The sequence below is a fragment of the Pseudomonas sp. JL27(2026) genome (genome assembly GCF_056933555.1).
Genome location: NZ_CM167794.1, coordinates 3,374,747 through 3,400,470 on the forward strand (window position 1 = coordinate 3,374,747; position 25,724 = coordinate 3,400,470).

The 25,724-nt window shown below is 63.7% G+C and carries 17 protein-coding genes and 1 tRNA gene; 3 read left to right on the forward strand and 15 right to left on the reverse strand.

Annotation, left to right across the window (positions count from 1 at the left end; translation table 11 throughout):
* The first annotated feature begins 422 nt into the window (after nt 1-422).
* Complete coding sequence (locus tag AC1Z1G_RS15355) at nt 423-764, forward strand: site-specific integrase (RefSeq protein ID WP_483620913.1); 342 nt, start codon at nt 423-425, stop codon at nt 762-764.
* A gap of 98 nt (nt 765-862) precedes the next feature.
* Here AC1Z1G_RS15355 and AC1Z1G_RS15360 read toward each other — a convergent pair.
* The 6 genes from AC1Z1G_RS15360 to AC1Z1G_RS15385 all read right to left on the reverse strand — a co-directional run bounded on the left by AC1Z1G_RS15360 (nt 863) and on the right by AC1Z1G_RS15385 (nt 5,568).
* A tRNA-Cys gene (locus AC1Z1G_RS15360) sits at nt 863-936 on the reverse strand.
* A 180-nt stretch (nt 937-1,116) separates the two neighbouring features.
* Nucleotides 1,117-1,884: an ABC transporter permease gene (locus tag AC1Z1G_RS15365; RefSeq protein ID WP_483620914.1), complete on the reverse strand. Its 768-nt coding sequence runs from the start codon at nt 1,882-1,884 to the stop codon at nt 1,117-1,119.
* The gene (locus AC1Z1G_RS15370; RefSeq protein ID WP_483620915.1) at nt 1,884-3,083 is read right to left on the reverse strand and encodes an ABC transporter substrate-binding protein; all 1,200 of its coding nucleotides are present in this window, start codon (nt 3,081-3,083) and stop codon (nt 1,884-1,886) included. The genes AC1Z1G_RS15365 and AC1Z1G_RS15370 overlap by 1 nt, the downstream gene beginning before the upstream one ends.
* Nucleotides 3,049-3,891 (reverse strand): ABC transporter ATP-binding protein, encoded by an 843-nt coding sequence (locus AC1Z1G_RS15375; RefSeq protein ID WP_483620916.1) that lies wholly within the window; start codon nt 3,889-3,891, stop codon nt 3,049-3,051. Before AC1Z1G_RS15375 ends, AC1Z1G_RS15370 begins: the two co-directional genes overlap by 35 nt.
* The gene (locus tag AC1Z1G_RS15380; protein ID WP_483620917.1) at nt 3,888-4,958 is read right to left on the reverse strand and encodes an acyl-CoA dehydrogenase family protein; all 1,071 of its coding nucleotides are present in this window, start codon (nt 4,956-4,958) and stop codon (nt 3,888-3,890) included. The genes AC1Z1G_RS15375 and AC1Z1G_RS15380 overlap by 4 nt, the downstream gene beginning before the upstream one ends.
* A 49-nt stretch (nt 4,959-5,007) precedes the next feature.
* On the reverse strand, nt 5,008-5,568 hold the full coding sequence (locus tag AC1Z1G_RS15385) for a carboxymuconolactone decarboxylase family protein (protein ID WP_483620918.1): 561 nt from the start codon (nt 5,566-5,568) through the stop codon (nt 5,008-5,010).
* Nucleotides 5,569-5,671: 103 nt separating this feature from the next.
* Here AC1Z1G_RS15385 and AC1Z1G_RS15390 point away from each other — a divergent pair, with 103 nt between their 5' ends.
* Nucleotides 5,672-6,583, forward strand: a complete 912-nt coding sequence (locus tag AC1Z1G_RS15390) for a cupin domain-containing protein (RefSeq protein ID WP_483620919.1) — start codon at nt 5,672-5,674, stop codon at nt 6,581-6,583.
* A gap of 34 nt (nt 6,584-6,617) precedes the next feature.
* Here AC1Z1G_RS15390 and AC1Z1G_RS15395 read toward each other — a convergent pair whose 3' ends face one another.
* The 9 genes from AC1Z1G_RS15395 to AC1Z1G_RS15435 are packed head-to-tail and all read right to left on the reverse strand — an operon-like array spanning nt 6,618 to nt 24,327.
* Entirely contained in the window at nt 6,618-8,036 is a 1,419-nt protein-coding gene (locus tag AC1Z1G_RS15395) for an isochorismate synthase (protein ID WP_483620920.1), read from the reverse strand.
* A complete protein-coding gene (locus AC1Z1G_RS15400) occupies nt 8,029-8,352 on the reverse strand; it encodes an isochorismate lyase (protein WP_483620921.1) in 324 nt (107 codons plus the stop codon). Before AC1Z1G_RS15400 ends, AC1Z1G_RS15395 begins: the two co-directional genes overlap by 8 nt.
* Nucleotides 8,353-8,375: 23 nt before the next feature.
* A complete protein-coding gene (locus AC1Z1G_RS15405; protein ID WP_483620922.1) occupies nt 8,376-9,161 on the reverse strand; it encodes a thioesterase II family protein in 786 nt (261 codons plus the stop codon).
* Complete coding sequence (locus AC1Z1G_RS15410) at nt 9,158-10,270, reverse strand: saccharopine dehydrogenase NADP-binding domain-containing protein (protein ID WP_483620923.1); 1,113 nt, start codon at nt 10,268-10,270, stop codon at nt 9,158-9,160. The genes AC1Z1G_RS15405 and AC1Z1G_RS15410 overlap by 4 nt, the downstream gene beginning before the upstream one ends.
* Nucleotides 10,267-15,696 (reverse strand): non-ribosomal peptide synthetase, encoded by a 5,430-nt coding sequence (locus AC1Z1G_RS15415; RefSeq protein WP_483620924.1) that lies wholly within the window; start codon nt 15,694-15,696, stop codon nt 10,267-10,269. Before AC1Z1G_RS15415 ends, AC1Z1G_RS15410 begins: the two co-directional genes overlap by 4 nt.
* Nucleotides 15,693-19,178, reverse strand: coding sequence for a non-ribosomal peptide synthetase (locus AC1Z1G_RS15420; RefSeq protein ID WP_483620925.1), 3,486 nt, complete (start codon nt 19,176-19,178; stop codon nt 15,693-15,695). The genes AC1Z1G_RS15415 and AC1Z1G_RS15420 overlap by 4 nt, the downstream gene beginning before the upstream one ends.
* Entirely contained in the window at nt 19,168-20,934 is a 1,767-nt protein-coding gene (locus AC1Z1G_RS15425; protein WP_483620926.1) for an ABC transporter ATP-binding protein, read from the reverse strand. Before AC1Z1G_RS15425 ends, AC1Z1G_RS15420 begins: the two co-directional genes overlap by 11 nt.
* Nucleotides 20,931-22,679 (reverse strand): ABC transporter ATP-binding protein, encoded by a 1,749-nt coding sequence (locus tag AC1Z1G_RS15430; protein WP_483620927.1) that lies wholly within the window; start codon nt 22,677-22,679, stop codon nt 20,931-20,933. The genes AC1Z1G_RS15425 and AC1Z1G_RS15430 overlap by 4 nt, the downstream gene beginning before the upstream one ends.
* On the reverse strand, nt 22,672-24,327 hold the full coding sequence (locus tag AC1Z1G_RS15435) for a (2,3-dihydroxybenzoyl)adenylate synthase (RefSeq protein ID WP_483620928.1): 1,656 nt from the start codon (nt 24,325-24,327) through the stop codon (nt 22,672-22,674). The genes AC1Z1G_RS15430 and AC1Z1G_RS15435 overlap by 8 nt, the downstream gene beginning before the upstream one ends.
* Nucleotides 24,328-24,715: 388 nt before the next feature.
* Between AC1Z1G_RS15435 and AC1Z1G_RS15440 the strand changes: the two genes are divergently transcribed.
* Nucleotides 24,716-25,618 carry a helix-turn-helix domain-containing protein gene (locus AC1Z1G_RS15440; RefSeq protein ID WP_483620929.1) on the forward strand — a complete coding sequence of 301 codons (903 nt, stop codon included), beginning with the start codon at nt 24,716-24,718 and terminating at the stop codon, nt 25,616-25,618.
* Nucleotides 25,619-25,724: the final 106 nt, after the last annotated feature.

Consider the following 25,724-nt stretch of genomic DNA (forward strand, 5'->3'; position numbering starts at 1 on the left):
ACGGACTCGTGAGAGGAAGAGCGGCAGAGTCTGGGTAGGTTACTACTACGATGGCAGGGATGCCGAAGGCCGCAGGGTTGAAATTCCTCTGGGCAGCAATCTGGATGAGGCAAAGATGGAATCGGCGCGCCTCGATCGCAAAGCGACACCAAAGTCGGTGCTTTTGATGGGCCGTCTATTTGACGATTACGAGGAAAAATCATTCAAGGGCTCAAGCCAGGCACCCAAAATGACTATCTGAAAGGGCTGAAGCAACTTCGCAAGGCACTTGAGTTCGCCCCCACGGAGGCAGTGACACCACAAGTAATAGCCCAGTATCGAGATGCCAGGACGGCAAAGGTAAGAGCGAACCGTGAGATAGCCTTACTCTCCACCATATTCACTTTCGCCCGGGAATGGGGACTTACCAACAAGGCGAACCCTTGCATTGCACCTTCCTCGACGCCCTGCTCGAGCGCAAGGCTTTGAGCGGCATCAAAAGTTCAAGCCTGATCACGAATCAAGCCGGGCTGAAAATGAGCTATCCCATGCTGCGAAACCGCTGGGACGAAGCGCGAGATAGGGCTGCAACAAAGGCAGCGGCCGACGGCGATTTGACGTTATCAGCAACTATTCGCCAGTTCCAGTTCCGCGATATCCGACCGAAGGCGGCCAGCGAAATCGACGATATCAGTCATGCCAGCCGACTACTGGGCCACTCAACACAAGAGATGACGAAGAAGGTTTATCGCCGAGTGGGCGAGATCGTAAATCCGACAAAATAACCGAGGGATGCGGAACACCCCCTGAAAATTGCGGAACACTTCACTTTCTCGAAGGCAATAAAAAACCCGTAGATCATTGATCTACGGGCCTTTAAGAGTGGAGGCCGAGGTCGGAATCGAACCGGCGTAGGTGGATTTGCAATCCACTGCATAACCATTTTGCTACTCGGCCCCAAACATTCGATGCCATAAAGCTGCATCCAATGCATACAAACCTGAACAGGTGAAAAAACGCAATTTAGCGTTCTAACTCCTTGAAAGCATTAACATTTTTAAAACGTCAGTGCTTTCGATGGCGTGAATTATGTACTGAATTCCAGAGGCTGGCAACCCCTTGATTTCAAAAAAATATTTACCGTGCATGGACCCAGCGTTGATGGAGCCCGCGAGCGAATGCATCGAGGGCGAAGCCGAGTACCCCGATGAGCAGTACCATGGCCATCAACTCCGAATAAGCCAGGCGATCACGGGTGTCGAGGATGAAGTAGCCGAGCCCTGCGCTGACGCCGAGCATTTCGCACGGCACCAACACGATCCAGAGTATGCCGATGGACAGGCGCACGCCGGTCAGCACATGGCCCAGCACACCCGGCAGAATGACCTTGCACAACGTCTCCCACCGCGTGGCGCTGAGGCTGCGGCTCAGTTGCAACCAACGCGGGTCGAGTTGCCTGACACCCGCCACGGTATTGAGCAAAATGGGCCACACAGCGGCAAACGCCAGCAGAAAATAGATGGGCTGGTCACCCACGCCCATCAGCATCACCACCACCGGCATCCACGACAACGGCGAAATCATCCGCAGGAACTGAAACGCCGGCGTCGTCGCCGCCTCCAGATGACGATAGCTGCCAATCAACAAGCCCAATGGCACGCCAATCAACAACGCCAGCAACAGGCCGACGAGGATGCGTTTGAGGCTCACCAGCACATGCTCATAAAGCTCGGGCCGCACCAGCAGTTCAGCCAGGCTGCGCAACGTTGCTTCAGGGGAAAACCGCATAGACAACCCGTCGGTGTCACCGAACAGATGAATACCCAGCCACCACACTGACAACAGGCACAGCAGCCCCGCCACACCCAATGCCCATTGCAGTATCAATGAAGAACACTTGCCCATCAGAGACTGAACTCCTCGTTGCGCTCGAAGCTATCCGGCAAGCCGAATGCCTTCAGGCCACCCACCGCTGCGATGCTGTTGCGCACAAAGCGTTCGTCCACCAGATCGCGAGCCGCGTGTTGTGGGTCCAGCGCCGCAAGAAAACCCTGGTCACCCTGGATCAGGGTGTCCTTCAACCGAGTGATCAACGCCTCTGTGTAGCTCGGGAACGGGTACGGCTGAAAATCAATGCGCGGGTCATTCCACGCCTCATGCTGAATCGCGCCGCTGGCCAGGTAAGCCTGACGGTCCGCCGCACTGGGCGACAACACCCGGCCGAGGACTTGCGGGGTGTGCGGCGTGTAACGATTGGCGCCGTCCTTGGACAACAGTTGAGCTGCCTCGGCCCTGTTTTCACGGGTCCAGAGCTGCGCCTTGACGATGGCATTGACCACTTTTTGCGACCACTCGGGGCGGTTGTTCAAGTCATGCTCATGCATGAACACCACGCAACAGGCGTGATTGCGCCAGATGTCGCCGGTGAACCGTTGTACCCGGCCAACGTTGAGTTCCTCGGCCAGTGCATTGAACGGCTCAGCGACGATGTAGCCGGCAATGCGCTTGCTCGCCAACGCAGGCGGCATATCCGACGGCGGTAACACCACCAGATTGACCTCGTTCGACGCCACCACGCTACTCGCGGACTTACTCACCGGTTGCAGGCCGTGGTCGCGAAACAACTGCTGAACCACCACGTTGTGAATCGAATACCAGAACGGAATGGCCACCGTCTGCCCACCCAGCTGTTTAACCTCGGTGATGCCCGTCGCCACGGTCAAACCCGAACCGCCGACATGGTTCCAGGCCACCACTTTGGCCGGCACCTTGCTGCCATACCGCGCCCAGACCGTCATGGGCGATAGCAAATGAATCACGTTGACCTGACCGGAAATGAACGCCTCAATGACCTGTGCCCAACTGCGCAACAATACCGGGCGCTCTGCCTGGATGCCCTCGGCTTCAAACAGGCCATTGTTATGGGCCACCAACAACGGCGTGGCGTCGGTGATCGGCAAGTAGCCGATGCGGACCGGCGCGTCAGGCTCTGCCGCGGCCCGCGCTTGCAGGCTGTTGAGCAACGGCAAGGCGCCTGCGGCGGTCAGCAAGGCGCTGAGTTTCAGGAAGTCACGACGTGTGTGAGTGAAGTCGTCCAGGCACATGGTCAATCTCCGACAGTTCGGGCAAGGGTTGGATGGTGGAAGCGCGGCTCGCCCGCCGAAGGGTTTTGAGAATATCGATACGCAGTGCGCCCAGTTCCTCGACCAGCTCGGCGCGTCGCCGGGGCAAGTCGATCCGCCACTCGCCCAGGGTCTGCGCCGGGCTGTTACCCAGTAGCAGAATCCGCTCGGAAAGCAGCAGGGCTTCATCAATGTCATGGGTGATCAACACCGCAGCGGTGTTGTGCTCGGCAATGACCCGAAGCAGCAACTCCTGCATGTCGGCACGAGTGACCTCATCCAGCGCCCCAAAAGGTTCATCCAGCAGCAACACATGAGGCTGGCGCGCCAGGCAACGGGCCAGTGCAGTGCGTTGGGCCATGCCGCCGGACAGTTGCGCGGGGTACTGATCGCGAGCGTGTTGCAGGCCCACCGCCCGGATCGCGTGATCAATGCGCGCCGTGCGTTCGGCCAGGCTCAGTTGCGGTTGCCGGGCGAAATCCAGGCCAAAGGCAACGTTCTTTTCCAGACTCAACCAGGGCAACAGGCTGGGGTCCTGGAACGCGACGGCCACGCGCGGATGAGGACCGTTCAACGGCTCACCCAGCAAGCTCACGCTGCCGCCATGGGGAGCCTGTAAACCGGCCAGCACGCGCAGCAGGCTCGACTTGCCGACGCCGCTTGGGCCAAGAATCGACACCACTTCCCCCGGCAGCAGTTGCAGGTCGAAGCCCTCCAGCACCGTGTGCCAACCCTGCTCACGCGGATAGCCCAGGCTGATTTGCCGAGCGTGCAGCACCGGGCCACTCATGCCGCCGCATCCCGCGCCTGGCGTTGCAGTTCGGCGCGCAATTGCACCAGGCTCGGCGTAACGATCGGCACGAATGCCGACTCACGCCAGCGCCGTGCAAAGCCGCTGCCATGCTCACTCAGATAGGCCTTGCCACCACTGGCCTGCAATTCCAGTTGCACGGCGCTGGCGGCGGATTCGGCAAGGCTGATGCGCACCCGGAACAAAGCACCGGGCTGGGTCAGGAAACGCCCATCGAGCAAACCGCCTTTGAGTTCCGCCACCGTCTGTTCCAACTGTTGGCGCTGCGCCTGCAACGGCTCGGCGAGGATCGAACGCCCGACCTGCAAATGCTTTTGCACTTCGTCCAGTGCACGCCGCGCCAGGCCGATGGCCAAACCACATTGCAGCCCCAGAAATGCCGGGCGTACGGCGGGCAGGAAAATCCGCGCGTCGTCATGCAACAACCACTCGTGCCCCACCTCGACCTGATGCAAATCCAGCGCGGCAGTGTTGCTGGACTGCAAGCCCATCAACTGCAAATCATCAGAGCGTTGCAACCCGGCCAAACCATCCGGAATCGCCAGAATGAACGGCGCACCGCCCTCCTCCAGCTCAATGGCGGCGGCCACCACAAAACCGCTTTTGCGCAAGTTGGTCACCCAGTGCAAACGCCCGCTCAGGCGCCAGCCATCGGCCTGAGGATGGGCGCTGACTTGCAGGGACTCGATGCCCGACAGGTACTTCATGGCATTGGACAGGCCCGTCGCGCCGGCCAGATCACCGCGCAGCAATGCCGGCAGCAAGCGCTCGCGCAGCGACGCATTCGGGCTGTGCAACAAGTACTCGATGAAGGCCCGCTGGCCCCAGAATACAAACGCGGCGGCCAACGAATGGCTGGCCACGCTCGCCAGGGTTTCCACCGCATCGGCGAGATTGCCGCCGCTGCCGCCCTGCCCTTCATCGATGCCGACCCGTAGCACCCCGGCAGTCGCCAACTGCGACAACACCTGCTGCGGGTCGCACTGCCCCTGGTCCAGTGCCTGTGCATGGGTCTCCAGCCACTGACTCAATGCATGATCGAGCATGTCGTTTTCTCCTTGAACGCTGCGCCAGCCAAGTACCGACGCCGTTGAATCATTGACCCGAAGCTTGCCAGCGGTAGGCACCCAGCTCAGGGTTGAGCGGCGTGCGCGCGAAGACGTTGGCAAAGTTGCACAGGGTGGCCAGGCTCACCCCGAGGATCACTTCCAGGGCGTTGCCTTCGCTGTAACCCGCCTCCTTGAACTCGCTGAACACCTGATCGCTGACATTGCCGCGCGTGGCGATCACCTCTCGCGTAAACGCCGCCAGCACTTCGAGTTTTTCCAGCGGCAACGCCTGCTGGGCCCGCAAGGCGCTGACCACGTCGTCCGGCAACTTGGCCTTGTTCAGTGCCACCGCCGTGTGCCCGGCCACGCAGAAATCGCAGCCATGGGTGGTGGCAGCCACCAGTTGCACCACCTCCCGCTCGGCCAGGCTCAGCTCGGCTTTGCCATTGAGCGCCGATACCGTAACGTAGGTTTCCAGCGCCGCCGGCGCATTGGCCAGCACGCCCAGCAGGTTCGGGATAAACCCGGAGTTCTTCTGCGCGTTTTCCAGAAAGGGCTTCGCCGCTTCAGGGGCGCTGTGCAGTGTGTGTAGGGTGATGCGCGACATGGCGGAACTCCTGCTGTATAGGTGTCCGGCAAGTCTGTTGGTTATAAGAATTCCGATCCATATTCTAAAGTAGCGATTACTTGCTCCTGAGTGTTTCCATTAGATGATTTCGTCCAGCCCACTGGTTGATTGGTTATTAGAAAGTCTTGAACTCGACGCGAGCCTGTTCCATGTCGGGCGTTATTGCGGTGGCTGGCACGCCAGCACCCATGGGTTGGCGCGGGCCAGTTTCCACCTGGTGGTGCAAGGTCATTGCTGGTTGCACATCGAAGGCGAGGATCAGGCGCAGCGCCTGAATGCCGGGGACGGGGTGTTCCTGTTGCGCGACCTGGATTACCGGTTGTCCAGCGCCGAACACCGCGACGCGGCCCATCAGCAGCCACGCCAGCCCATGACGGCGCTGGACAGTGAGGCCCAGGACGGTGTCGGTCTGGTCTGCGGTTTCTTTCATTTCCAGTCGGGGTTGTCGTCCCTGATCATTGAGGCGCTGCCTGCACGGATCATCCTGCGTGCTGGCGATCCCTCATCGAGTGCTGCCCGGGCGCTGTTCGAACTGATTCTGCAAGAGTGCCAACGCCAACCCGCGCCCTCGTCGACGCTGCTGGAGCGGCTGAGTCATCTGCTGTTTTTGTATGTGTTGCGCCAGCACGTGGCCGACAACCAGAACCTCGGCGGTCTGGTGGCGCTGGCCCGGCATCCGGCCTTTGCCCTGTTGCTGGAACAGTTGATCCAGCGTCCCGAACAACCCTGGCCGCTGGAAAGCATGGCCGCCTGCACCGGCCTGTCGCGCTCGGCGTTTTTCAAGCGTTTCAGCGAGCTGGCCGGACAGTCTCCCGGCCAGGTGCTGTTGGCCCTGCGCATTCGTCATGCCTGTCAGTTGCTCAAGGCCAACAACACCGTGGAGCAGGTCTGCGCGGCAGTGGGTTATCAGTCCATCGCCGCGTTTACTCGCGCCTTCACCAAAGCGGTTGGCGTGCAACCGGGGGCTTATCGCAAACAGCATGAAGCCCGCTGATTCGCTCACCCGGCGCACCGGACACCGACAGCACTCAGGCCTCGGTTCGCCCGGCCTGCGCCACGTCACAAGGTTGCAAGGCTTCACCGATGGTCTTGAGCTTCCAGCAGGTTTCCTCGTACTCACTGCGTGGGTCGGACTCGGCCACAATGCCACAGCCGGCAAACAGATGAATCTCAGGCCCGCGCAACAACGCCGAGCGCAGCGCCACGGCAAACTCGCCGTCGCCCTCGGCATTCAGCCAGCCGACCGGCGCGGCGTACCAGCCGCGGTCCAGCTGTTCATGCTCGCGGATGTAGCGCATCGCCGCGTCCCGTGGCAACCCACCGACTGCCGGGGTCGGGTGCAGCGCCTGCACCAGTTGCAGCACATCGACACCCGGCCGCACTCGCCCCAACACCGGGGTCAGCAGGTGTTGCACATGAGCCAGTCGATGCAACTGCGGCTGCGCGGGAATCTCCAGCACCGCGCAATACGGCTGCAATGAATCGCGCAGGGTTTGCACCACCAGTGCGTGTTCATGCCGGTCCTTGTCGCTGTTGAGCAACTGCTGCCCCCACTCGGCATCCTGCTGTTCATGGCTGCCTCGCGGGCAAGTGCCGGCCAGCGCCACGGTGCTCAAGTTGCCACGGGCGACCCGCACCAGGCGTTCGGGGGAGGCCCCGAGAAAACAGCTGTCGCCACGACTGAAGGCAAACAGGCAGGCCGACGGATAAGCCTCGCGCAGATTCTCCAGCAGTGGTCCGCAAGGGATGTTGCGCGGCGTGCGCAAACGCACTTCACGCGCCAGCACCACCTTGTGCATCGCCCCCTCGCTGATCCGTTGTACCGCCGCAGCGACGCCGTCCTGCCAGGCCTGAGGGTCGATGATGTCCTCATGGGACGCCGTGCCGGCCGGCGCGCTGAACCGTGGCGAGTGAGCGTAACGGGCCAGGACCATTTTCCATTCGGCCTCCAGGCTTTGCGCCCGTCGGCTCGCGTCGGCCCCCGGCTCCATCCATTGACTGAACAACACGTGCTGCTGCTCGCCGTCGCGCTGCACCAGGATGCGCGGCAACACCAATGACGTGGCCGAAAATGATTGCCACTTGGTACTGCGCGGCACTTGAGGGTCGAACGCAAAGCCGCCGCACAGCAACGGCTGACAAGGCCCGACAATTTCCGCCTGGCTGAGCAACTGTTGCCACTGGCGGGCGCTGTCACTGAAACGCTCCGTCGCGGGCGGGCTGATCTCTTCCGTGCACCCAAACCCCACCCGCGACATCGCGCCCTTGTCGGTGTGCCACAGCAGACTTTGCCCGAGCATCTGCCGGCTCGCGGCGAACAGCCTCAGCGGGTCGAGCCGCTCGCACGGCTGGCTGAAAATCGCCAGCACCGGTTGGCCTGTTCGGCGGGCGCGTTGCTCGGCCTGGTGCAGCGCGTCGGTCAAACCGGGCAGGCGTTGGCTATTCATGGGGGGCTCCTGTTTTCAGCCGCTGCGTAGCGCGCCAGTGCAGCACTTGCTGGTCGATGTTCCACTGAATGATCTGCGCGAACAGAGGAACGATGAACGCCGGATCAAGCCCTTCGCGTTCGGCCCAGTGATGACGTTCGGGAAGCATCGCCGCCACGCGTTCCGGGGCGGCGATGCTGGCCTCGGTGGGTTTGAATTGTGCAGCCGCCTTCACATAAGCGAGCCGCAGGCCCAGGGCCTGGATGATCTGTTCATCGAGGGTGTCGATGCCCAGACGCACATCGTCCAGGCCGGTGCAGTGTTCAGGTGTTTTCATGTCGGTTTCTGCCAGATAAAGGTTCAAGGCGTCGAAGGCCAGCGCTGCCAGGACGGCTCGGCAAAATTGCCCAGCACGCTGTCCAGATGACGGATCAGGGCGGGCTGCTGCTCGCGCAGATAGAAGTGCCCACCCGCGAAGGTCTTGATATCGGTCGGCTCGCGGGTCACTTCGGCCCAGGCCTGGGCTTCGTGTTCATCGACTTCGCTGTCCGCCTCGCCCAGGCAAACGCTCAGCGGAGTGTTCAGCGGTTCGCTGACATTGCCCCGGTAGGATTCGATCAACCGGTAGTCGTTGCGCAGCGCCGGCAAGTACAACTCCCGCAGTTTCGGGTCGTCGAGCAGCGACGGCGTACCATCGGAGAGCCGACGTACATCGGCCAACAACCCCTCATCCGGTCCCAGGTGCAGTTGGCTCAGGCGCTGGCGGTGCGGCGCCGGGTGCGCCGAGACAATCAAGCGTTCCACGCTGGCACCCTGGCACTGCAACCGTTGCGCCACTTCATACGCCACCGCCGCGCCCATACTGTGGCCGAACAGCGCCAGCGGCCGGTCGAGCAACCCCGACAGTGCCCGGACAATATGCCCGGCCATCCACTCCAGGCTGCCCGGCCAGGTTTCCGCCAGACGCTCTTCGCGCCCCGGATACTGCACCGCCACCAGTTCGATGTCGGCGGGCAAGGCATGTCGCCAGTCATTGAAAAAGCTCGCGGAGCCGCCCGCGTGAGGGAAGCAGGCCAAGCGACAACGCGGCGGCTGATGCACCTCGAAGCGCCGCAGCCAAGGGCTGGTCGCTGCCAGTTTTCTCATAGTGCTCCCTCCTCGACCGCTGCGCCTTGCCGCACGCCGCTCTGCACCTGCAAGCGAACCTCGGGCAACCATTGGCGCACTTGCTCCACACAGTGCTGCGCCGACAGGACTTGAGCGGCGTAATGCAAACCGGCGGGCAACTGCGGCAGTTGCAACGCGCACAGCGCCGCCACCGTGCCGGTCAGCGCTGAGCCATCCACCGCACGCAACCAGCCGCTGGCCTGCTGCACCTGACCGTCACGCAGCCCTTCGACCTCCACGGCCATAAGCTGAAACGGCGTTCGGCCAGCCACGTCCAGTCGACTGGCGCGCACCAGTGCGGCCACGTTTTCCGGGCACTCGCGCGTTTCAGGAGCGGCGCCCTGAATCCGTTGCAAGGTCGCCGCCAGGTGCTCGCCGGCAAACAGGTTAAAGCCCAGCCCCTGCCCCACATTCATGTCGGCAAACAACCGCTGCTGCTCGCCGCTGAGGTAGGGATAAGCCAGCATCGGCCCCGACAACCAGGGCCGTTCGAAGGCTTCGTCCAACGCATGATGAGCCTTGACCAGATGGCCTTCGGACCAGCCCACCAGCGCCTGGCCATAGCCATTGCCGAGGCTGAGCAGAAAATCTTCGGCAGCCGTCGTCGACAACTCGCCCAACCCACCGGCATAGCAGCGCATGACGTCGATCTGTTCGAAACCGGCGCCCACCACCTGCGGAAACAGCGCGCTCAACCCCGGCAACATCCCCGCCGACAACAGCACCCGTCGGCCGGGCGGTATCTGGCCTTGCAGTAATTCATGCAACGGATCATCACCACCGACGTCGAGGTAATCGGCGCCTGCGGCCAGCGCCACGCGGGCCACGCGGTCGAGCACCCGGTAGCTGGGGCCGGCGCAATTGATAACCAGCGAGCAACCGGCGCAAAACGCTTCCAGGCTGCGGTCATCCCACAGGTCCAGCGCCATGACCGTCGCCCGTCCCTGCAAGCGTTCGGCATTGAGGCGCTGCGCCTGCTGCACATCGCGGCCGCCGAGCCGCAAGCGGCAATGCTGATTCAACAGCATCGCCACCTGACGCCCGACCTGGCCATAAGCGCCGACCAGCCCGACACAGGCGCCGGTCATGCCGCCACCTCGACCTGCGTATCAAAGGCCCGCGCGACGGCATCCACTTGCGGACTTTCCATGCAGGTGAAGTGATCCCCCGGCACGTCCACCACCCGCAGTTCACCCAGGCACAGGGCCTGCCAATAGGCGCTCATGTCCCGATGCATGCCCGGCAGGACCTGGACTTCACCGCTCTGGCGAATGAACAGCATGTCGCCGTCATACGGTGTGGCCTCGTGCATCGCGACAGCAGCCAGGCTGTGGCGCAACACTTCAAGTTGCTCGTGCAGCCAGGTGAGGTCGCTGAGTTGCGAACCGGCGTGGCGCATCTGCCGGGCAATTGCCTGCAAACGTTGCTCGCGGGTCTGGAGCGCCAACTGCCGCAGGCAGGCCAGCGCCGCTGCACTCTGCGGCTCATCGCTCAGGGCCAGCAGCGAACCTTGCGGCACACGCCCCGGTGTCTGTTGCAGCACCCGGCTGATGGCCCGTTCCATGGATTGCTCATCGGCAGGGTAACCCAGCGCCTGCGGATCGGCTTGCATGACCCGGGCGAACACATACTCGGCGAGCAGGTCGTCCTCGATCATGAACGGCACCCGGTAACTGCTGATCACCGCCAACTGCACCACCTCAATCGAGCGGGCACGCAGGCAGGTCGCCAGTTCCGTGGCCAGCAGGCCACCCAGGCAATAACCGACGATGCTCACTTGCTGACGGCCCTCAGCCTGCAAGGTGTCGGCATAGCGTTCGGCCAATTGCCGAATCGCCGTGGCCGGCGCCAGCGCCAGGTAACCAGGCACATCGTTGAGCACCAGCCCTTCCAGCGGCGCCTCTTCGCCGAGCGCGGCGAACAACGCCCGGTACGGTGCCAGGGTGCCGCTGCCGTCGTGGACGAAAATCCGCGTCAGGCCCCGGGCTTCGTCGCGTATGCGCACCAATGGCGAACCGCTGGCCGAGTCGTCCTGCTGCTGGCGGATGTAGTCGGCCAGTGCCGCAACGGTTGGCTGATTGATCAACTGACGCAGCAAGTCGCCCCACGGCACCTGCCGCGCCTGCGGCAAGCGTTCGCGTATACGCCCCACCACCTGCGCCACCAACAACGAGTCGCCACCGAGTTCGAAGAACCCCTGATCACGCCCCACCGCTGGTGCCCGCAGCAACTCCTGCCAGATCGCGGCAATGCTGCGTTCCAGTTCGTCGACCGGTGCCGCGCCGCTGCTGACCGACTGCTCCGGCCCGGCCAGGCCCAGGCTGGCGAGTGCCGAACGATCGACCTTGCCGTTGGCCGTCAACGGCATGTCATCGAGCACCAGCCATTCGGCCGGCACCATGTAATCCGGCAATTGCAGGCTCAAGTGATCGCGCATCTGTGTGGCATCAAGGGTTGCGCGATCGCTTTTGAACCGCGCAATGAACAGATGCTGGCCGATGTCCGACATCGCATCCTGCGCCGCTGGCAGGCACAACGGTGTATCGGCCCCGGCGTCGGACAACAACTGTTGCCACTGCTCACGACGGATGAACGTGGTGTCCTGCTCCAGCCGGAAGTCTTCGAACGCGGTCAGGCCTTCCTTGAATTCCATGGACGCCATGATCTGGTAGGTGTCACGCGTGGCCTCGATAAAGATCAGCCAGCCACCAGGCGCGAGCATTTCCCGCAGACGCGCCAGCACCTTGGCGGCGTGACGCGAGTTGTGCAGCACGTTGGCGCACAGGATCACGTCCAGCGAGTTGGCCGCGACGCCCTGGCCCCAGTGATCCTGGTTGAGGTCGAACAGGCCGAAGCTGACCCACGGGAACCCGGCAAAATGCTCGCGGGCCTCGTTGAGGAAAAACTGCGACAGGTCAGTGAAGTGGTACTCCACGTTCAAGCCGTCCAGCGCGGGAATCAGGTCGGCACTGGTGCCACCCACCCCGGCGCCGATTTCCAGCAGCCGCAGCGGTTGCCCGGCCGGACGCAGCCGGGCGATTTCCTGCACCGCCGCACACACTGCCTGGTTCAGGTATTGGCTGATGAGGTTTTTGCGGTACGCGCCTTCGGCCGTGTCGGTGCGCCCTTCGGGGAACAACAAGTGCAGCGGATCAAGTTGATCGCTCATCAAGGCCGGCAGATGCTCCTGGCTTTCGCGCAGGTAACGCAGGACTTCCGCGCCCCAGCCAACGACCGCATCCAGTGCATCAATGCGTTGCCACAGCTGTTGATGTTCCGCGCGCTCGGTGCGCAGGGAATGGTATTGGCCCGTGCGCTCGTCGCGCTCGACCAGACCTTCGCGTTGCAACGCGTGCAACCAGCGGCGGATCAACCGTTCGTTGCGCGGCGCCACTTCGCAGGTCGCCATGATCTGCTCCAGGCCGTGGCGCGTGCCCGGTTGTTCGAACAGGCCCGGGCGCTGCAAGGCGATGCCCATGGACAACAGCGCAGCCCGTTCGACACACGCCGACATCTCACGAATGGCGGCATCGTCGAGCGAGCCTTTGACCCGCGCGGCCGCTGCGTTTACCCGTGCTTCCAGGTGTTCTGGCCAAGCCATGGGCGTGGTGCGACGCACCGCCCGCAGGCAGGCTTGCAGACGTCGATCCAGCGCGCCTTCGCCCTGCGCCACCACCACCGCCGACTCCACGTCGGGGTGGGCCAGCAATGCGCTTTCGACTTCCGCCAGTTCGATGCGATGCCCACGCACCTTGACCTGGAAATCATCACGCCCCAGGAACTCAATCACCCCGCCAGCCTGATAACGCCCCAGGTCGCCGGTGCGGTACAAGCGCTCCCCTGTGGCGGGATGCTCGACAAAGCGTTCGGCAGTTTTTTGCTCATCGCCCAGGTAACCCAGGGCAAGGCCTTCACCGGCAATGTACAACTCGCCCGCGACACCTTGCGGACGGTCGCGGCCCTGCTCATCGAGCACCATGAAACGCTGGTTGGCCAATGGCATGCCGTAGGGAATGCTGCGCCATTGCGGGTCGACTTCGGTGATCGGGTGGTAGATCGACCAGATCGCCGCTTCCGTGGCGCCGCCCAGGCTGATGAGTTGCAGGTGCGGAATCAGCGCTGCCATTTCCGCTGGCAGGTTCAACGGGATCCAGTCACCCGACAACAAGGCCAGACGCAGACTTTTCGGGGTGGCTTGCGGGACCGCTTGCAGGTAATGCGCGAGCATCTGCAATTGCGCCGGCACCGAGTTCCACAACGTGACGCCGTGGCGGGCGGCACAATCGGCCCAGTGGGACGGATCGGCGCGGCGTTGCGGGTCCGGCAGCACCAGTGCGCCGCCCACCGCCAGCAGGCCGAAGATGTCGTAGACCGACAGGTCGAAACCGAGGCTGGCCAGCGCCAACACCCGATCATCACGGTGGATGGCAAACCGCTGGTTGATGTCCACCACCGTGTTCAACGCGGCGCGGTGGCTGATCATCACACCTTTGGGAATACCGGTGGAACCCGAGGTGTAGATCACGTAGGCGAGTTGTTGCGGATCGACGGCAGGCGTCGGCAACTCAAGGCTCGCGGCGCCCGGCAACTGGTCGGCGTACACCACTTGCGTCACGCGGGCCGGCCAGCTCAGGTGCTCGCTCAACCAGGACTGACTGACAACCCGACCGACGTCGGCGTTGTCCAGGATCAACCCACGGCGCGCCTCGGGCTGGTTGGTGTCCAGCGGCAAATACGCCGCGCCGGCCCGTAGAATCCCGAGCACCGCCACCACTTGTTCGATGCCCTTGTCCATGCACACCGCCACCCGTTCGCCGGGCTGGCAACCGTCGGCCAGCAGCACCTGGGCCAGTGCCTCGGCACGTCCGGCCAACTCGGCGTAACTGAGTTGGCGCTCGCCCTGAATCACCGCGACGCGCTGCGGTTCGGCCGCCGCCTGACGCCAGAACGGCTCATGCAGCAGCCCCTCGGGCATCGGCGCCACGGTGTGGTTTGCCAGTTCGCGCTCCAGCCGTTGTTGCGCTGGCAGCTCGATGCAGTTTTCCAGGGTCCAGGCCGAAGGCTCACGGGCCAGGCGTTTGAGCAGGCGTTCGAAGGTGTCGAACATCGCGTCGAGCATCGACTCGCTCAACACGCCCTCGCGGATGTCCCAGTTGATTGCCAAGGCGTTGTCGCGCTCGCTGACCTGGCAATCAATCAGCACTTGCGGGGTCTGGCTGATGCCCTGCACCAGCTCGGCGCCCGGCATGAAGGCACCGCCGCCACTTTCACCGCCCGCACCCAGGGTGCTGGTGAAGGCATACGGCATCAGCGCCGCTTCGCGCCCTTTGCGGCGGGCCAGTTCACGCAGCACTTCAATGCCGGAACACAAGCGGTGGTCCATGTCCTGCCAGAGGCGTTCCTGCAGGCTTTGGGTACGCTGGGCAAAACTGCCGCCCTGGGCGGTGTGGACTTCCAGCAGTTCCACGGAACTGAAATCCCCCACCAACCGGTCGACCTGCGGGTGCAGGGACAAGCGATTGAGCAGCGTCAGGCTCAGGCAGAAATGCCCACGGCGGCTCCACAGCGCGAGAGTTTCGGCGTAGCAGGCCAGCACCGCGGCAGACACGCCGACGCCCGCATCGGCGGCATTCAGGCGTAACGCGTTGTAATCCCGAGCTTCGAGGGCGAACGCCCGACGGCTGAAATGCGGCCCGGTGGGCTCGCCCAACAGCGGCAACTCCGGCGCACCCGGCAACGCGTCCATGCGCGCCCACCAATACTGGCGATCGCGCTGATAACGCGGTTGTTCGCGCAAACGACGCTCACCCAGCACGTAGTCGCGGAAGGTGATCTCCGCCGGTGCCGGCAGCGTCTCGCCACGATAGACCCGCTGCAATTCGGCCAACAGCATGCGCACGCTCTGGTAGTCGCACACCAGCAAATCCACCGACACGTGCAACCGCGACTCTTCAAGGCCCTGGCTGATATTCAGTTCAATCAGCGGCCATTGATCGGGCGCCGCCCGGCGCAGCTCCATCCGCGAACGCATGGCCGCCAGCGCGCTGCCATCGTCTTCGCGCAGGTCATACACCGACACGCTGTAATGCGGCACCTGCGCCAGGATGCGCTGGTAACCGTCTTCCAGCACCACGGCACGAAGCATGTCATGCCGGGCGATCAGTTGGTTCCAGGCGCGCTCCATGCGCGCCGGGTCGAGGTCCTTGAGGGCGAACTCCAGATAACCGTGGCACGCCACCCCGCCATAACTGAACGCGCCCGTGCGGCCCATCAGGTACGCGGCTTGTACATCGGTCAGCGGAAAGGGTTCGGAGCGCGCCGACTGGTCGGCCTTCACCGTCGGCATACGGTTGTCGGCCAAGGCTTGCAGCAGGGCCTGCTTGTGCTCACGCAGCTGTTGCAACCGCGCATCGTCCATCACGCCTGCGGGGGCCCGGTAACGCAGGCTGCCCTGCTCTTCCCAGAGTTCCACGCCCAGTTCTTCCAGTTCCTGTTGCAGTTTGAGCAGTGTCATAGCGCACCTTCCACCATTGCATTCTGATTGGCGCGGCCGTGTTCCCGGTGCGAGGCGATCAATTGCGCCTGCCGGGCCACGGTGGCCGCGTTGAAAAAGTCTTTGAGTGACAGTTCAAGGTTGAACTGCCGGGCGATTCGTTCGATCAACCGGGCGGCCAGCAGGCTGTTGCCGCCCAGGGCAAAGAAGCCTTGGTGCCGTCCCAACGACGGAACATCGAGGATCTCGCGCCAGAGTTCGGACACCGCCAGTTCCCATTCGCCCTGTGGGGCTTCGCCGGCCTGGGGCGTTGCGCCGCGACGCTGCTCGGACAGCATCCAGAGCAACGCCGCGCGGTCGACCTTGCCGTTGGCGCTCAGCGGCAATTGGGGCAAGGTCAGCCAACTGTCGGGCAGCATGTGCTCGGGCAATGATTCACCCAGCCATTGGCGCATCGCACCGCACTCGGGCAAGTCGGCTCCTTGGTGGGCGACCAGCACCGCCGCCAGTTGCGCGGTCGCGCCCGGCAGCACCAGGCTCACGGCGCGGGCAACGGCGGGATGCCGCTCCAGCGCCACATCGATTTCACTCAACTCGATTCGATAGCCACGGACCTTGACCTGCTGGTCCAGCCGCCCGAGAAACTCCAGGGTGCCGTCCGGCCAGTAGCGGCCCTGATCGCCAGTGCGATACCAACGCTGGCCGCCGTCCTCGACAAAGCGCTGGGCGCTGAGCGAAGCCAGGCCGCGATACCCAAGCGCAACGCCCGCGCCGCCAATCCACAACTCGCCCGCCACCCAATCCGGACAATCGCGCCCCAACGCATCGACCACCCGATAGCACTGGTTTTCCAGTGGTTGGCCATAAGGCACCGAACGCCAGGCGGCCGGAACGTCGTGCACTTCCTGGGCGTTTGACCAGATGGCCGCTTCGGTCGCGCCGCCGAGGGCGATAAACCGGCAATCGGCCGACGCGCAGTGACGCAGGCGCTGCGGCAAGTCCAGGCCGACCCAATCCCCGGACACCATGGCCAGGCGCAACGACGGCAATGCCTGCGGTTCACGCACTTGCAAGGTGAGCATGTCGAGCAAGGCCGGCACCGAATTCCACAGCGTCACGTGGTGCTGTTGAATCAGTTCAAGCCATTGCCCGGGCTCCTTGCGCTGCGCATCGGCCGGCAACACCAACGCACCGCCGACCGTCAGCACGCCGAACAGGTCATACACCGACAGGTCGAAATCCAGCGCCGAGACGCCCAGCACCCGGTCAGTGGCGCCAACCTCATAGCGTTGGTTGATGGCGTCGATGGTGTTCATCGCTGCCTGATGGGTGATCTCCACACCCTTGGGTTCACCGGTGGTGCCCGAGGTGAAAATCACATAGGCCAACGCCTCCGGGGCAACAGACACTTCCCGTGGCAACGGCGCATAACGCTGAGCCAGGGTCAGGTCGATCACTTGCAGATCCGCCAGCCACACGCCGCGATCACGGTGCTGACGATCGGTCACCACCACGCGCACCCCGGCGCGCTGGTAGATGGCGTCGCGGCGCGCGGGCGGCTGCTCGATCCCCACCGGCACATAGGCCGCGCCGAGCGCCAGTACGGCCAGCACCGCAATCACCTGATCCCGGCCTTTGGGCAATGTGATCGCAACGGTGTCGGCACGCTGCACGCCCCATTCACTCAACGCGCCCGCCAGTTGCAAGGCCCGCGCGGACAGCTCGGCGTAACTCAGTGTTCCCTGATCACAGATCAGCGCGACACGCTCCGGGTGCACGCGGGCCTGTTCGAAGAAACCTGTGTGGAGCACACCCGCCGCCCACTCGACATGGGTGTCATTGACCTGTTGGCGAACCTGCTGCTGTGCCGCTGGCAGCGGCAAGGGCGGCTGTTGGGTCCACTCATTGGCGCAAAGCCACAGCAGCAGGTGTTGATAGCCCTCGAACATGGCGTCGAGTACGCCCTCGGGAAACAAACCATCGACGGCGTCCCAGTTCAGCAGCAAACCGTCTTCCAGCGGATAGCTTTGGTGGTCGAGCCACACTTGGGGTGTCTGCGACAACGCCCAGCCCTGCTGGCCCAAGTGCTCGCGGCACGTGGGCTCGACGAAGCTCGGGCCGAGGTTGCAGGCGAACACCACCGGCGCTCCCTGACCGCCGCCCTGGCGAGCCCGCGACAGTTCGCGCAACACCTCGACACCCGGCCAGGCACTGTGGGCGATGTCCTGATGCAGTTGCGCCTGTAAAGCCTGCGCCTGGGCGCTAAAACTGTGGGCCTGACGCAGATCGACTTCCAGCAGCACCAGATTGGAGAAGTCCGCCACCAGGTCGGGGACGCACGGGTGCAGTTCCTGACGGTTGAACAACGGCACGTTCAGCAAGAACCGCTGATTAGCGCTCCAGCGTCCCAGCACCTGGCTGTAGGCGCAGGCCAGCACGCTGGCCAGGGTCAAACCGTGTTGGCGGGCACGGCTTTCCAGTGCCTGCAACTGCTCGCTGTCGAGTTGCATCGCCAGCCGCCGAAAACGCGGCGTGCCCAGTTGCTGCGGCTCTTGGGCCAGGGGCAGTTGCGGGCCGTCCGGCAAATCCTCCAGACGCTGGAGCCAGTAGTCCCGAGCCTTGTCCAGTGCGGGCGCTCGGGCGGCGCGTTCGGCCCCCAGGTAGCGCGCAAAGTCCCACTCCAGCGTCGGCAGCGTGGCTTCCTGACCGGCGTAGAACGCCGCCAGATCGCGCAGCAACACCCGAATGCTCAACACGTCGGCGACCAGCAGGTCGATGTTCAGGTGCAGGCGCGTCTGGCCATTCGGCAACAGGCTCACCTGCACGTCGAAGACTTCCCCGGCCGCCACATTCAGGCAACGCTGGGCCAATGCCTCGCGGGTGTTCAGCAACGCCTCGGTGACGGCACGCTCATCGAGCAACCGAAGGTCATGCACGGTCAAACCCGGCCATGGGCTCTGCGGCAGGATGCGTTGGTAGGCGTCGCTGAGGAAACATGCCCTGAGCATCGGGTGTCGCTCGCACAGGCTGCGCACGGCGCGCTCCAGTCGCGGCGCATCGACGTCGCGGCCATCGAGTTCCTGATACAGGTGACAACCGACACCGCCCAGCGACATCGCCGGGTCACGGCCAAACCAATAGGCCTGTTGCAACGGGGTCAAGGCAAAGTCGCTGCCGGACTCGACCGGCGTGATGACCGCCAGCGTCTGGGCGCACTGGCGAGACGCAACCAGCGCCCACCAGGCGTCCAGCGTGGGGTTTTCGATCAGTTCGGCAAAACTCACGTGCACGCCTTCACGGCCGAGCAAGGCCGGCAGGCGCATGATGCTGACTGAATCGAGCCCCTGCTCGATCAGCGAGGCACCGGGTTCAAGGTCCTCGGGCTCATAGTTCAACAGGTCGGCAATGCCTTGGCGCAGGCCCTCGTGACTCTGGCTCAGACCACGGGTGGCAGGGTCGCAACCGGGAGGATGAACGCGTGCCAGTGATGGGTTATCGATCATGGTGGACGATCCTTTGGGATACGGGAGAGGCTTCACGCAAGCGCCAGCGGTTGACCGCTTCACGCTCGTGGAACAGGTCGCGATAACGGCCGGGGGCCGCCATCAATTGGCTGTGAGTACCGCGCTGGAGCAAGTGCCCCTGATCCAGCAGGAAAATTTGATCGGCATACGGCGCCAGCGTCGGTTTGTGGGTCACCAGCAACACGGTGTGGCGTTGCGACAGTTGCAACAGCGTGCGGTTGACCAAGGCTTCGCTGGCCGCATCGAGGGCCGCGGTCGGTTCGTCGAGCAGGATCAGTGGCGCGTCCTTGAGCAGCACCCGCGCCAATGCCAGGCACTGACGTTCGCCCCCCGACAGGCTCACGCCGCCATCACCCAGGCGGGTTTGCCAGCCTTGCGGCAAACGCTGGGCCACCCGGTCCAGGCCCGTGGCGCGTGCGGCCTCGAAGAGCTGCGCCTGCCGGGCCTCGGGACAGCCCAGGCGAAGGTTTTCGAGCAAGGTGCCAGCCAGCGGCGGACAGTCCTGGAACATCAGGGCCATCGTCGCATCGCGCTCCGTGGCCGAGAGTTCCCGCAGGTCGACCCCGCCCAGCCGAATGGCGCCCGCGCTGACGTCACTGAAACGTGCGATCAACCGCAGCAGGCTCGACTTGCCGGAGCCGGAGGCACCCACCAACAGGTTCAGCGAGCCCTCGCGCAGTTCAAGGCTGACGCCTTCAAGCACCTGATTGCCGTTGCGCAGCAAGGCCACGTCGTCCACTTCTACGTGATACCCCTGGGCATGGCGCGGCTGCGGCGGCTCGGGCAATGGCGCGATATTGAGCAAATGACGCAAGCTGTTCAGGCCATGCCGGGTCTGGCGAAGGGTGGTGCCAAGGTTGACCAGCGCACTCATCGGCTCCACCAGGCTGGTGGCCAGAATCGCCAGCGCCAGGTATTGCGCCGCACCCAGGGTGCCGCCGAGCACGGCATACAGTCCACAGAGCAGCATCGCGGTGTAGCTCGCCTGCAACACCAGCGCTAGTCCGAGGGCGGCGGGAAAGGTGCGCCAATGGGCGCGACGCTGAGTCCGGCGTTGTTCCTGGAGCGCCTCGGCGAGCAGGGTGAAACCTTCGACACTGCGCCCGCTGGCCCGCAACAACGGTTGTTGGCGCAGAAACTCCAGGACCCGTGCCGCCGCCTCGTTGGCCGCCGCGTCACTGCGCTCCTCGGCCTGAGCGCCCCAGCTCACGCCCCAGCGATAGAACAGCCACAGAAACGGCACGCTGATCAGCGCCGCAAGGGCCATCGAAAGGTCGTAAAAACACAGCGCTATCAGCAATGCCAACGGCGTCAACAGTGCGTTGGCCATCGGCTGCAACAGGTGCGCCGGGGTGCTCATAATTTGCAGCACCGTGTGGCTGACCAGGCGATTGAGTTCGGCGCTGCGACGCTCGACAAACCACTCCAGCGGCAACTGCGCAAGCTTCTCGCCAATGCGCCGGTTCAACGCATGCGCCGCGCCTGCACCGGCGCGGTAGCCCGCCAGTTGGGCGTGCCGCCGCAACCACAGGCACCCCATCGCCATCAGTGCGAACCCCAAGACCCACCCCCAGGTCCGGCGATTCACGCCCTCGTCCAGCACATGGGCGAAGGCCATCGGCAAGAGTGCCAACGCCGCCCCCTGGGCCAGCGCACTGGCGGCCATGGCCACTAATGCGCGACGCAACAGGCTCGCTTCGCGGGGCAGCAGACTGCTCAATAGTGCTCGAATCATGGTTGCGCCCTCCCCAGCCCTTCGGCCGAAAACTGTTCGGCCTGCCACAGCGCCGCATAGGCGCCCTGTTGCTCCAGCAAGCCCTGGTGCTGACCGCGTTCGACGATCTGCCCGTGTTGAAGGACCACGATTTGGTCGGCGTCCTGAATGCTGCTCAGGCGATGGGCGATCACCAGCACCGTGCGTCCCTTGGCCAGACGCGACAGGGCCTGCTGAATGGCCGCTTCCGACTCCGGATCACTGGCCGCCGTCGCCTCGTCGAGCACCAGGATCGGCGCCTCGCTGAGCATGGCGCGGGCGATACCCAGCCGCTGGATTTCGCCACCGGACAGTTGCAGCCCGGTGCCCAGTTGGGTGTCGTACCCCTCAGGCAACGCTTTGATGCGCGTATGAATCTGAGCCGCACGTGCCGCCTCTTCGACCTCGGCCAGGCTTGCCTCGGGCCGCGCCAGACGCAGGTTGTCGAGTACCGTGGTGCGCAGCATCCGTACCTCCTGGAACACGAAAGCCACCTGGCGGTACAGCGTGGCGCTGTCCATGTCGCGCAGGTCGACACCGCCAATGCGAATGGCCCCGCCGCTGACATCGGCAAACCGCGCCAACAGGGTCGCGAGTGTCGACTTGCCGGCCCCCGAGCCGCCGACCAGTGCGGTCAACGTGCCGGGGTTCAAGTGCAGGTCAATGCCGTGCAGCACCTGCGTGCCGTCCGGGTAACGAAAATCCACCTGTTCGAACCTCACCCCACGCCCCGCAGGCGACTGCGAACGGGCCGGCTGCGGCAACACCGGGGTGTTCAACACCTCGGCAATCCGGATCGCCGCGGCACGCCCCTGGACCAGCGCATCGGCGCCATGCCCGAGGGCCGCGACGGGCGCGGCGAGGGCCGGACCGAGCAAGGCAAACGGCAACAACTGACCCGGCTGAATGACACCCGCCACGAGCATCAACGCTCCCGCCGCCAGCACCAGCGCCAATACCAACAGCGGCGACAGCAGCACCTCGACGCTGGCCGCAAGCCCGGCCCAACGCTCGACCCACCGGGAGAAGAAACCGGCAAAGGACTCGACCGCGCCGAAAAATCGCTGCTGCACGGCCTCTGCCCGGCCAAAGGACTTGACCATGGCGATGCTCTGCACATAACCGAGGGTCGCCGCCGAGAGATCGCCCAGTGCCCCCCCCATCGCCTTTTGATCATCCTGATAAGCGCGCGAACGCAAGGCGCGCAAACGCCACAGCGCAATGGCCGGTGGCAGCATCACCACCAGCGTCATCGGCAGGCTGACGCTCAGCAGGTAAACCAGGCACGCCAACGGCGCCACCAGCGCGGCCGCAAGATTGTTCGGCAGGTGCGCGACCAGTTGATGCAAGGCGCCAACATCATCGAGCAGGACCCGATTGACCTTCTCTCCCTGACGCCCACCGAGCCAGGCCAACGGCACCCGCGCCAAGTGATCGGCCAAACGCTGGCGCAGCACCCGTTGCAAATCGCTGTCGGCCAAATGGGTGATTTGCAGCGCCGCGCTCAGCCCCAGCAAGCGCAGCAACAGTGCCGCGGCCCCGGCCAATAACAACCAGCGGGCCTGGGACAGTTCGAACTGACCGCTGAGCAGCAACGGTGCCAACTCGGCGACGGCAATGAATGGCAAAACCCCGACCAGCGCTGACACCGCCTGCAAGGTCATCGCCAGCAAGAGGCGACCGCGCACCGGGCGCAGCAGCGTACGCAACGTGTTGTATTCAGCCACGGGCAGCGCTTCCTTCAAGCGCACCGAAGTAACGCTGCTGGATGGCTTCGCGCAGGTGCTTGCGGCTGATTTTGCCGACCCCGGTCTGGGGGAACGCTTCAATGAACTCGAACCGGTCCGGCAGCTTGAAGGCCGCCAGCCCTTGCTCACGCAGATGACGCAACAGCTCCGGTGCGCGCGGCGTTACCCCGCGTGGAATGACGAAGGCACAGGTGCGTTCGCCCAGGTACGCATCGGGCATCGCCACCAGCGCAATATCGGCCACGCCGGGGTGGCTGAGCAGCAGGTTTTCGACCTCTTCGGCGGCAATTTTTTCACCGCCGCGATTGATCAGATCCTTGTCCCGCCCCTCGACCATCAGGTAGCCGTCCGGTGTCAGGGCCACCCGGTCACCGGTGCGATAAAAACCGTCAGCGGTAAAGGCCTGGGCGTTGTGGTCGGGATGTCGGTAATAGCCGCGAATCGTGTACGGACCACGGGTCAACAGTTGGCCGACCTGACCGACCGGCACCTCGTTATCGAAGTCGTCGACAACACGGATTTCATCGGCTGGCGACAGCGGGTGGCCCTGGGTATGCAGCACTCGTTGCGGTGGGTCCTCGGGATGGGTGTAGCAAATCAGGCCTTCGGCCATGCCGAACACCTGTTGCAAGCGGCATTCGAGCACGGGCTCGATACGCCGCGCCGCCTCGAAACTCAGCTTGGCGCCCCCCACCTGCAACAGCTCCAGTTGCGGCACTCCGCGACCGCGAGCCTGGGCCGCGTCGAGCCAGACCAACGCCAGCGGCGGCACCACGGCGGTGTGCGTGACGCCTTCGTGCTCAATCAGCGCAAAGCAGGTTTCGGCACTGGGCGAGGCGCTCAGCACCACACGCCCACCGACCAGAAGCGTGCCCATGAAACCCGGGCAGCACATCGTAAAGTTGTGGGCCATCGGCAACGCCGCGAGGTACACGCTGCGACTCGATAACCCGCACAACTCGGCGCTGGCACGCAGGTTGTATAGGTACTCGTTATGGCGCCGGGGAATCAGTTTGGGAATCCCGGTGGAGCCACCGGACAACTGGAAACAGGCCACATCGTCCGGCGCCGGGGATGGCCACTGCGCCGGAGCGGCATCGAGGTGCAGCGCCTCCAGCGCGACAAACTCCTGGGCCTCGCCCGCCACGACCACCCACTGCAAGTCCGCGTGCTCGGACTTGAGCTTGCGAGCCAGGTGGCGATAGTCGAAACCGGCTTCCTGGTCGGCGCACAAATACGCCCGTGCATTGGCAAACGCGCAGAAGCGACCGATCTCCAGATGCCGGTGCGCCGGCAAGGCAAAAATCGGGCGCACGCCCAGTCGGTACAAGGCAAAGCAGACTTCAACGAACGCGCTGCGGTTGGGCAATTGCACCACCACATTATCGCCGGCCCGCAACCCCATCGCGAACAACCCGGCACACAGGCTGTCGACCCGGGCATCGAGTTGCTGATAACTCAACCGCTGCGCACCATCGACCAGCGCCTCGCGCTCGGCAAAACGCCGGGCCGAATCACGCAACAGATCGCCGAAGGTCTCATCGCGCCAGTACCCGGCCTCGCGATAGTGCTGCGCGAAGGCCTGTGGCCAGTTCGGACAATCCTGGCTGTCGTCGATGATGTTCATGCTGCCTCCAGAAGTTTTTTGCGGGCAAAAAGCTGCCCGAGGCATCCCGTGGGATGCCTGCCAAAATTTGAGTGAGTGCCCGTTGGTGCTAACGGATCTTGATCACCGAAACGGTGAAGTTCGGTGCCACGCAGAGAGGGCCATCCCTGGCCAACAGTCGTCCTTGGTAATGAGAGTGATTATTAATAGTCAAAATCCGACAGCCGGCAATGAGCAGGACATTCGTTTGCGCGGCTTTTTCTTTGGATTGCGAGACAGCCCGTTTTCAAAGGCGCCGCAGGAAGTGCGGAAGATGGCATCGAGCGCTAAAGGATAATCATTCCTAATTACAGGTAGGAAAATTCCTGCTAGCGTATACCGACCTTTTTTGGCCCACAGGGAGTTAGTCATGCTCAGCACTCACGCTGCGCCGCCACCCACCCAAAAGGATTTCACCCTTAACTTCCCGAACAGCCTGAACAACGGCGCGGCGACCGTGGTGCCGGAAATCAGCCTGTCTGCCGGCACGGTCCTGATGGACAACCAGGTCTGGATGCAGGAACCGCTGTGGCAAGGCCTGAAGATCATTCTGGTGCTCAGCGGCCAATTGAATTGCCGGGTCGAAGGTCAGCCAGAAGTGGAGATCCGCGGCCCGACCCTATGCGCGGTGGCCAATCAGGGCGAGTACTGCGGTGATCACTTGTTCGCCAGCGGCGTGCCGGTGCGCTACACCACCGTGCAACTGGATTTCCCGTCCATCCGCAGCGTCGGGATCGACCCAGAGCGGTTGCTGAATAAACGCGGTGGCGGCCCGATGTTGTTCTGCCAACCGGCGAGCAAATCCCTTCAGGCATTGGCCCAGCAGATATTCACCTGCCCGCTGCAAGGCCCGACCCGCTCCTTCTATCTGGGCGGCAAGGCGCTGGAACTGACGGCCCTGGGCGTGGAAGGCATTCTCGCGCAAACCGAATCGCGCCCCGTGCAGGAGCAGCATGTGAGCTGCGCCGATATCGAACGCATTCATGCCGCACGGGACCTGTTGCTCAGCTCGCTGCAAGCGTCGCCCTCCCTGACCGAACTCTCGCGCCAGGTCGGCCTCAACCCGCGCAAACTCACTGCCGGTTTCCGCCAGGTGTTCGGCACCAGCGTGTATGCCTACCTTCAGGAGCAGCGCCTGAGCGAGGCCTATCGGTTGCTCGCCAGCGGCGAAACCAACGTCTCGTGCGCCGCTTACCGCGTGGGTTACAGCCCTGCGCATTTCTCCACGGCGTTTCGCAAACGCTTCGGGGTCTCACCCAAGGCGTTGCGCTGAAGACTGTAGTGGGTCTTTCGCGTAACGCTTCACCCAATTGCTGCTTCGCACCGCAAACGAAAGAAATGGTCGCTCGACCCAAAGTATTACTCCGACGTCGCAGCAC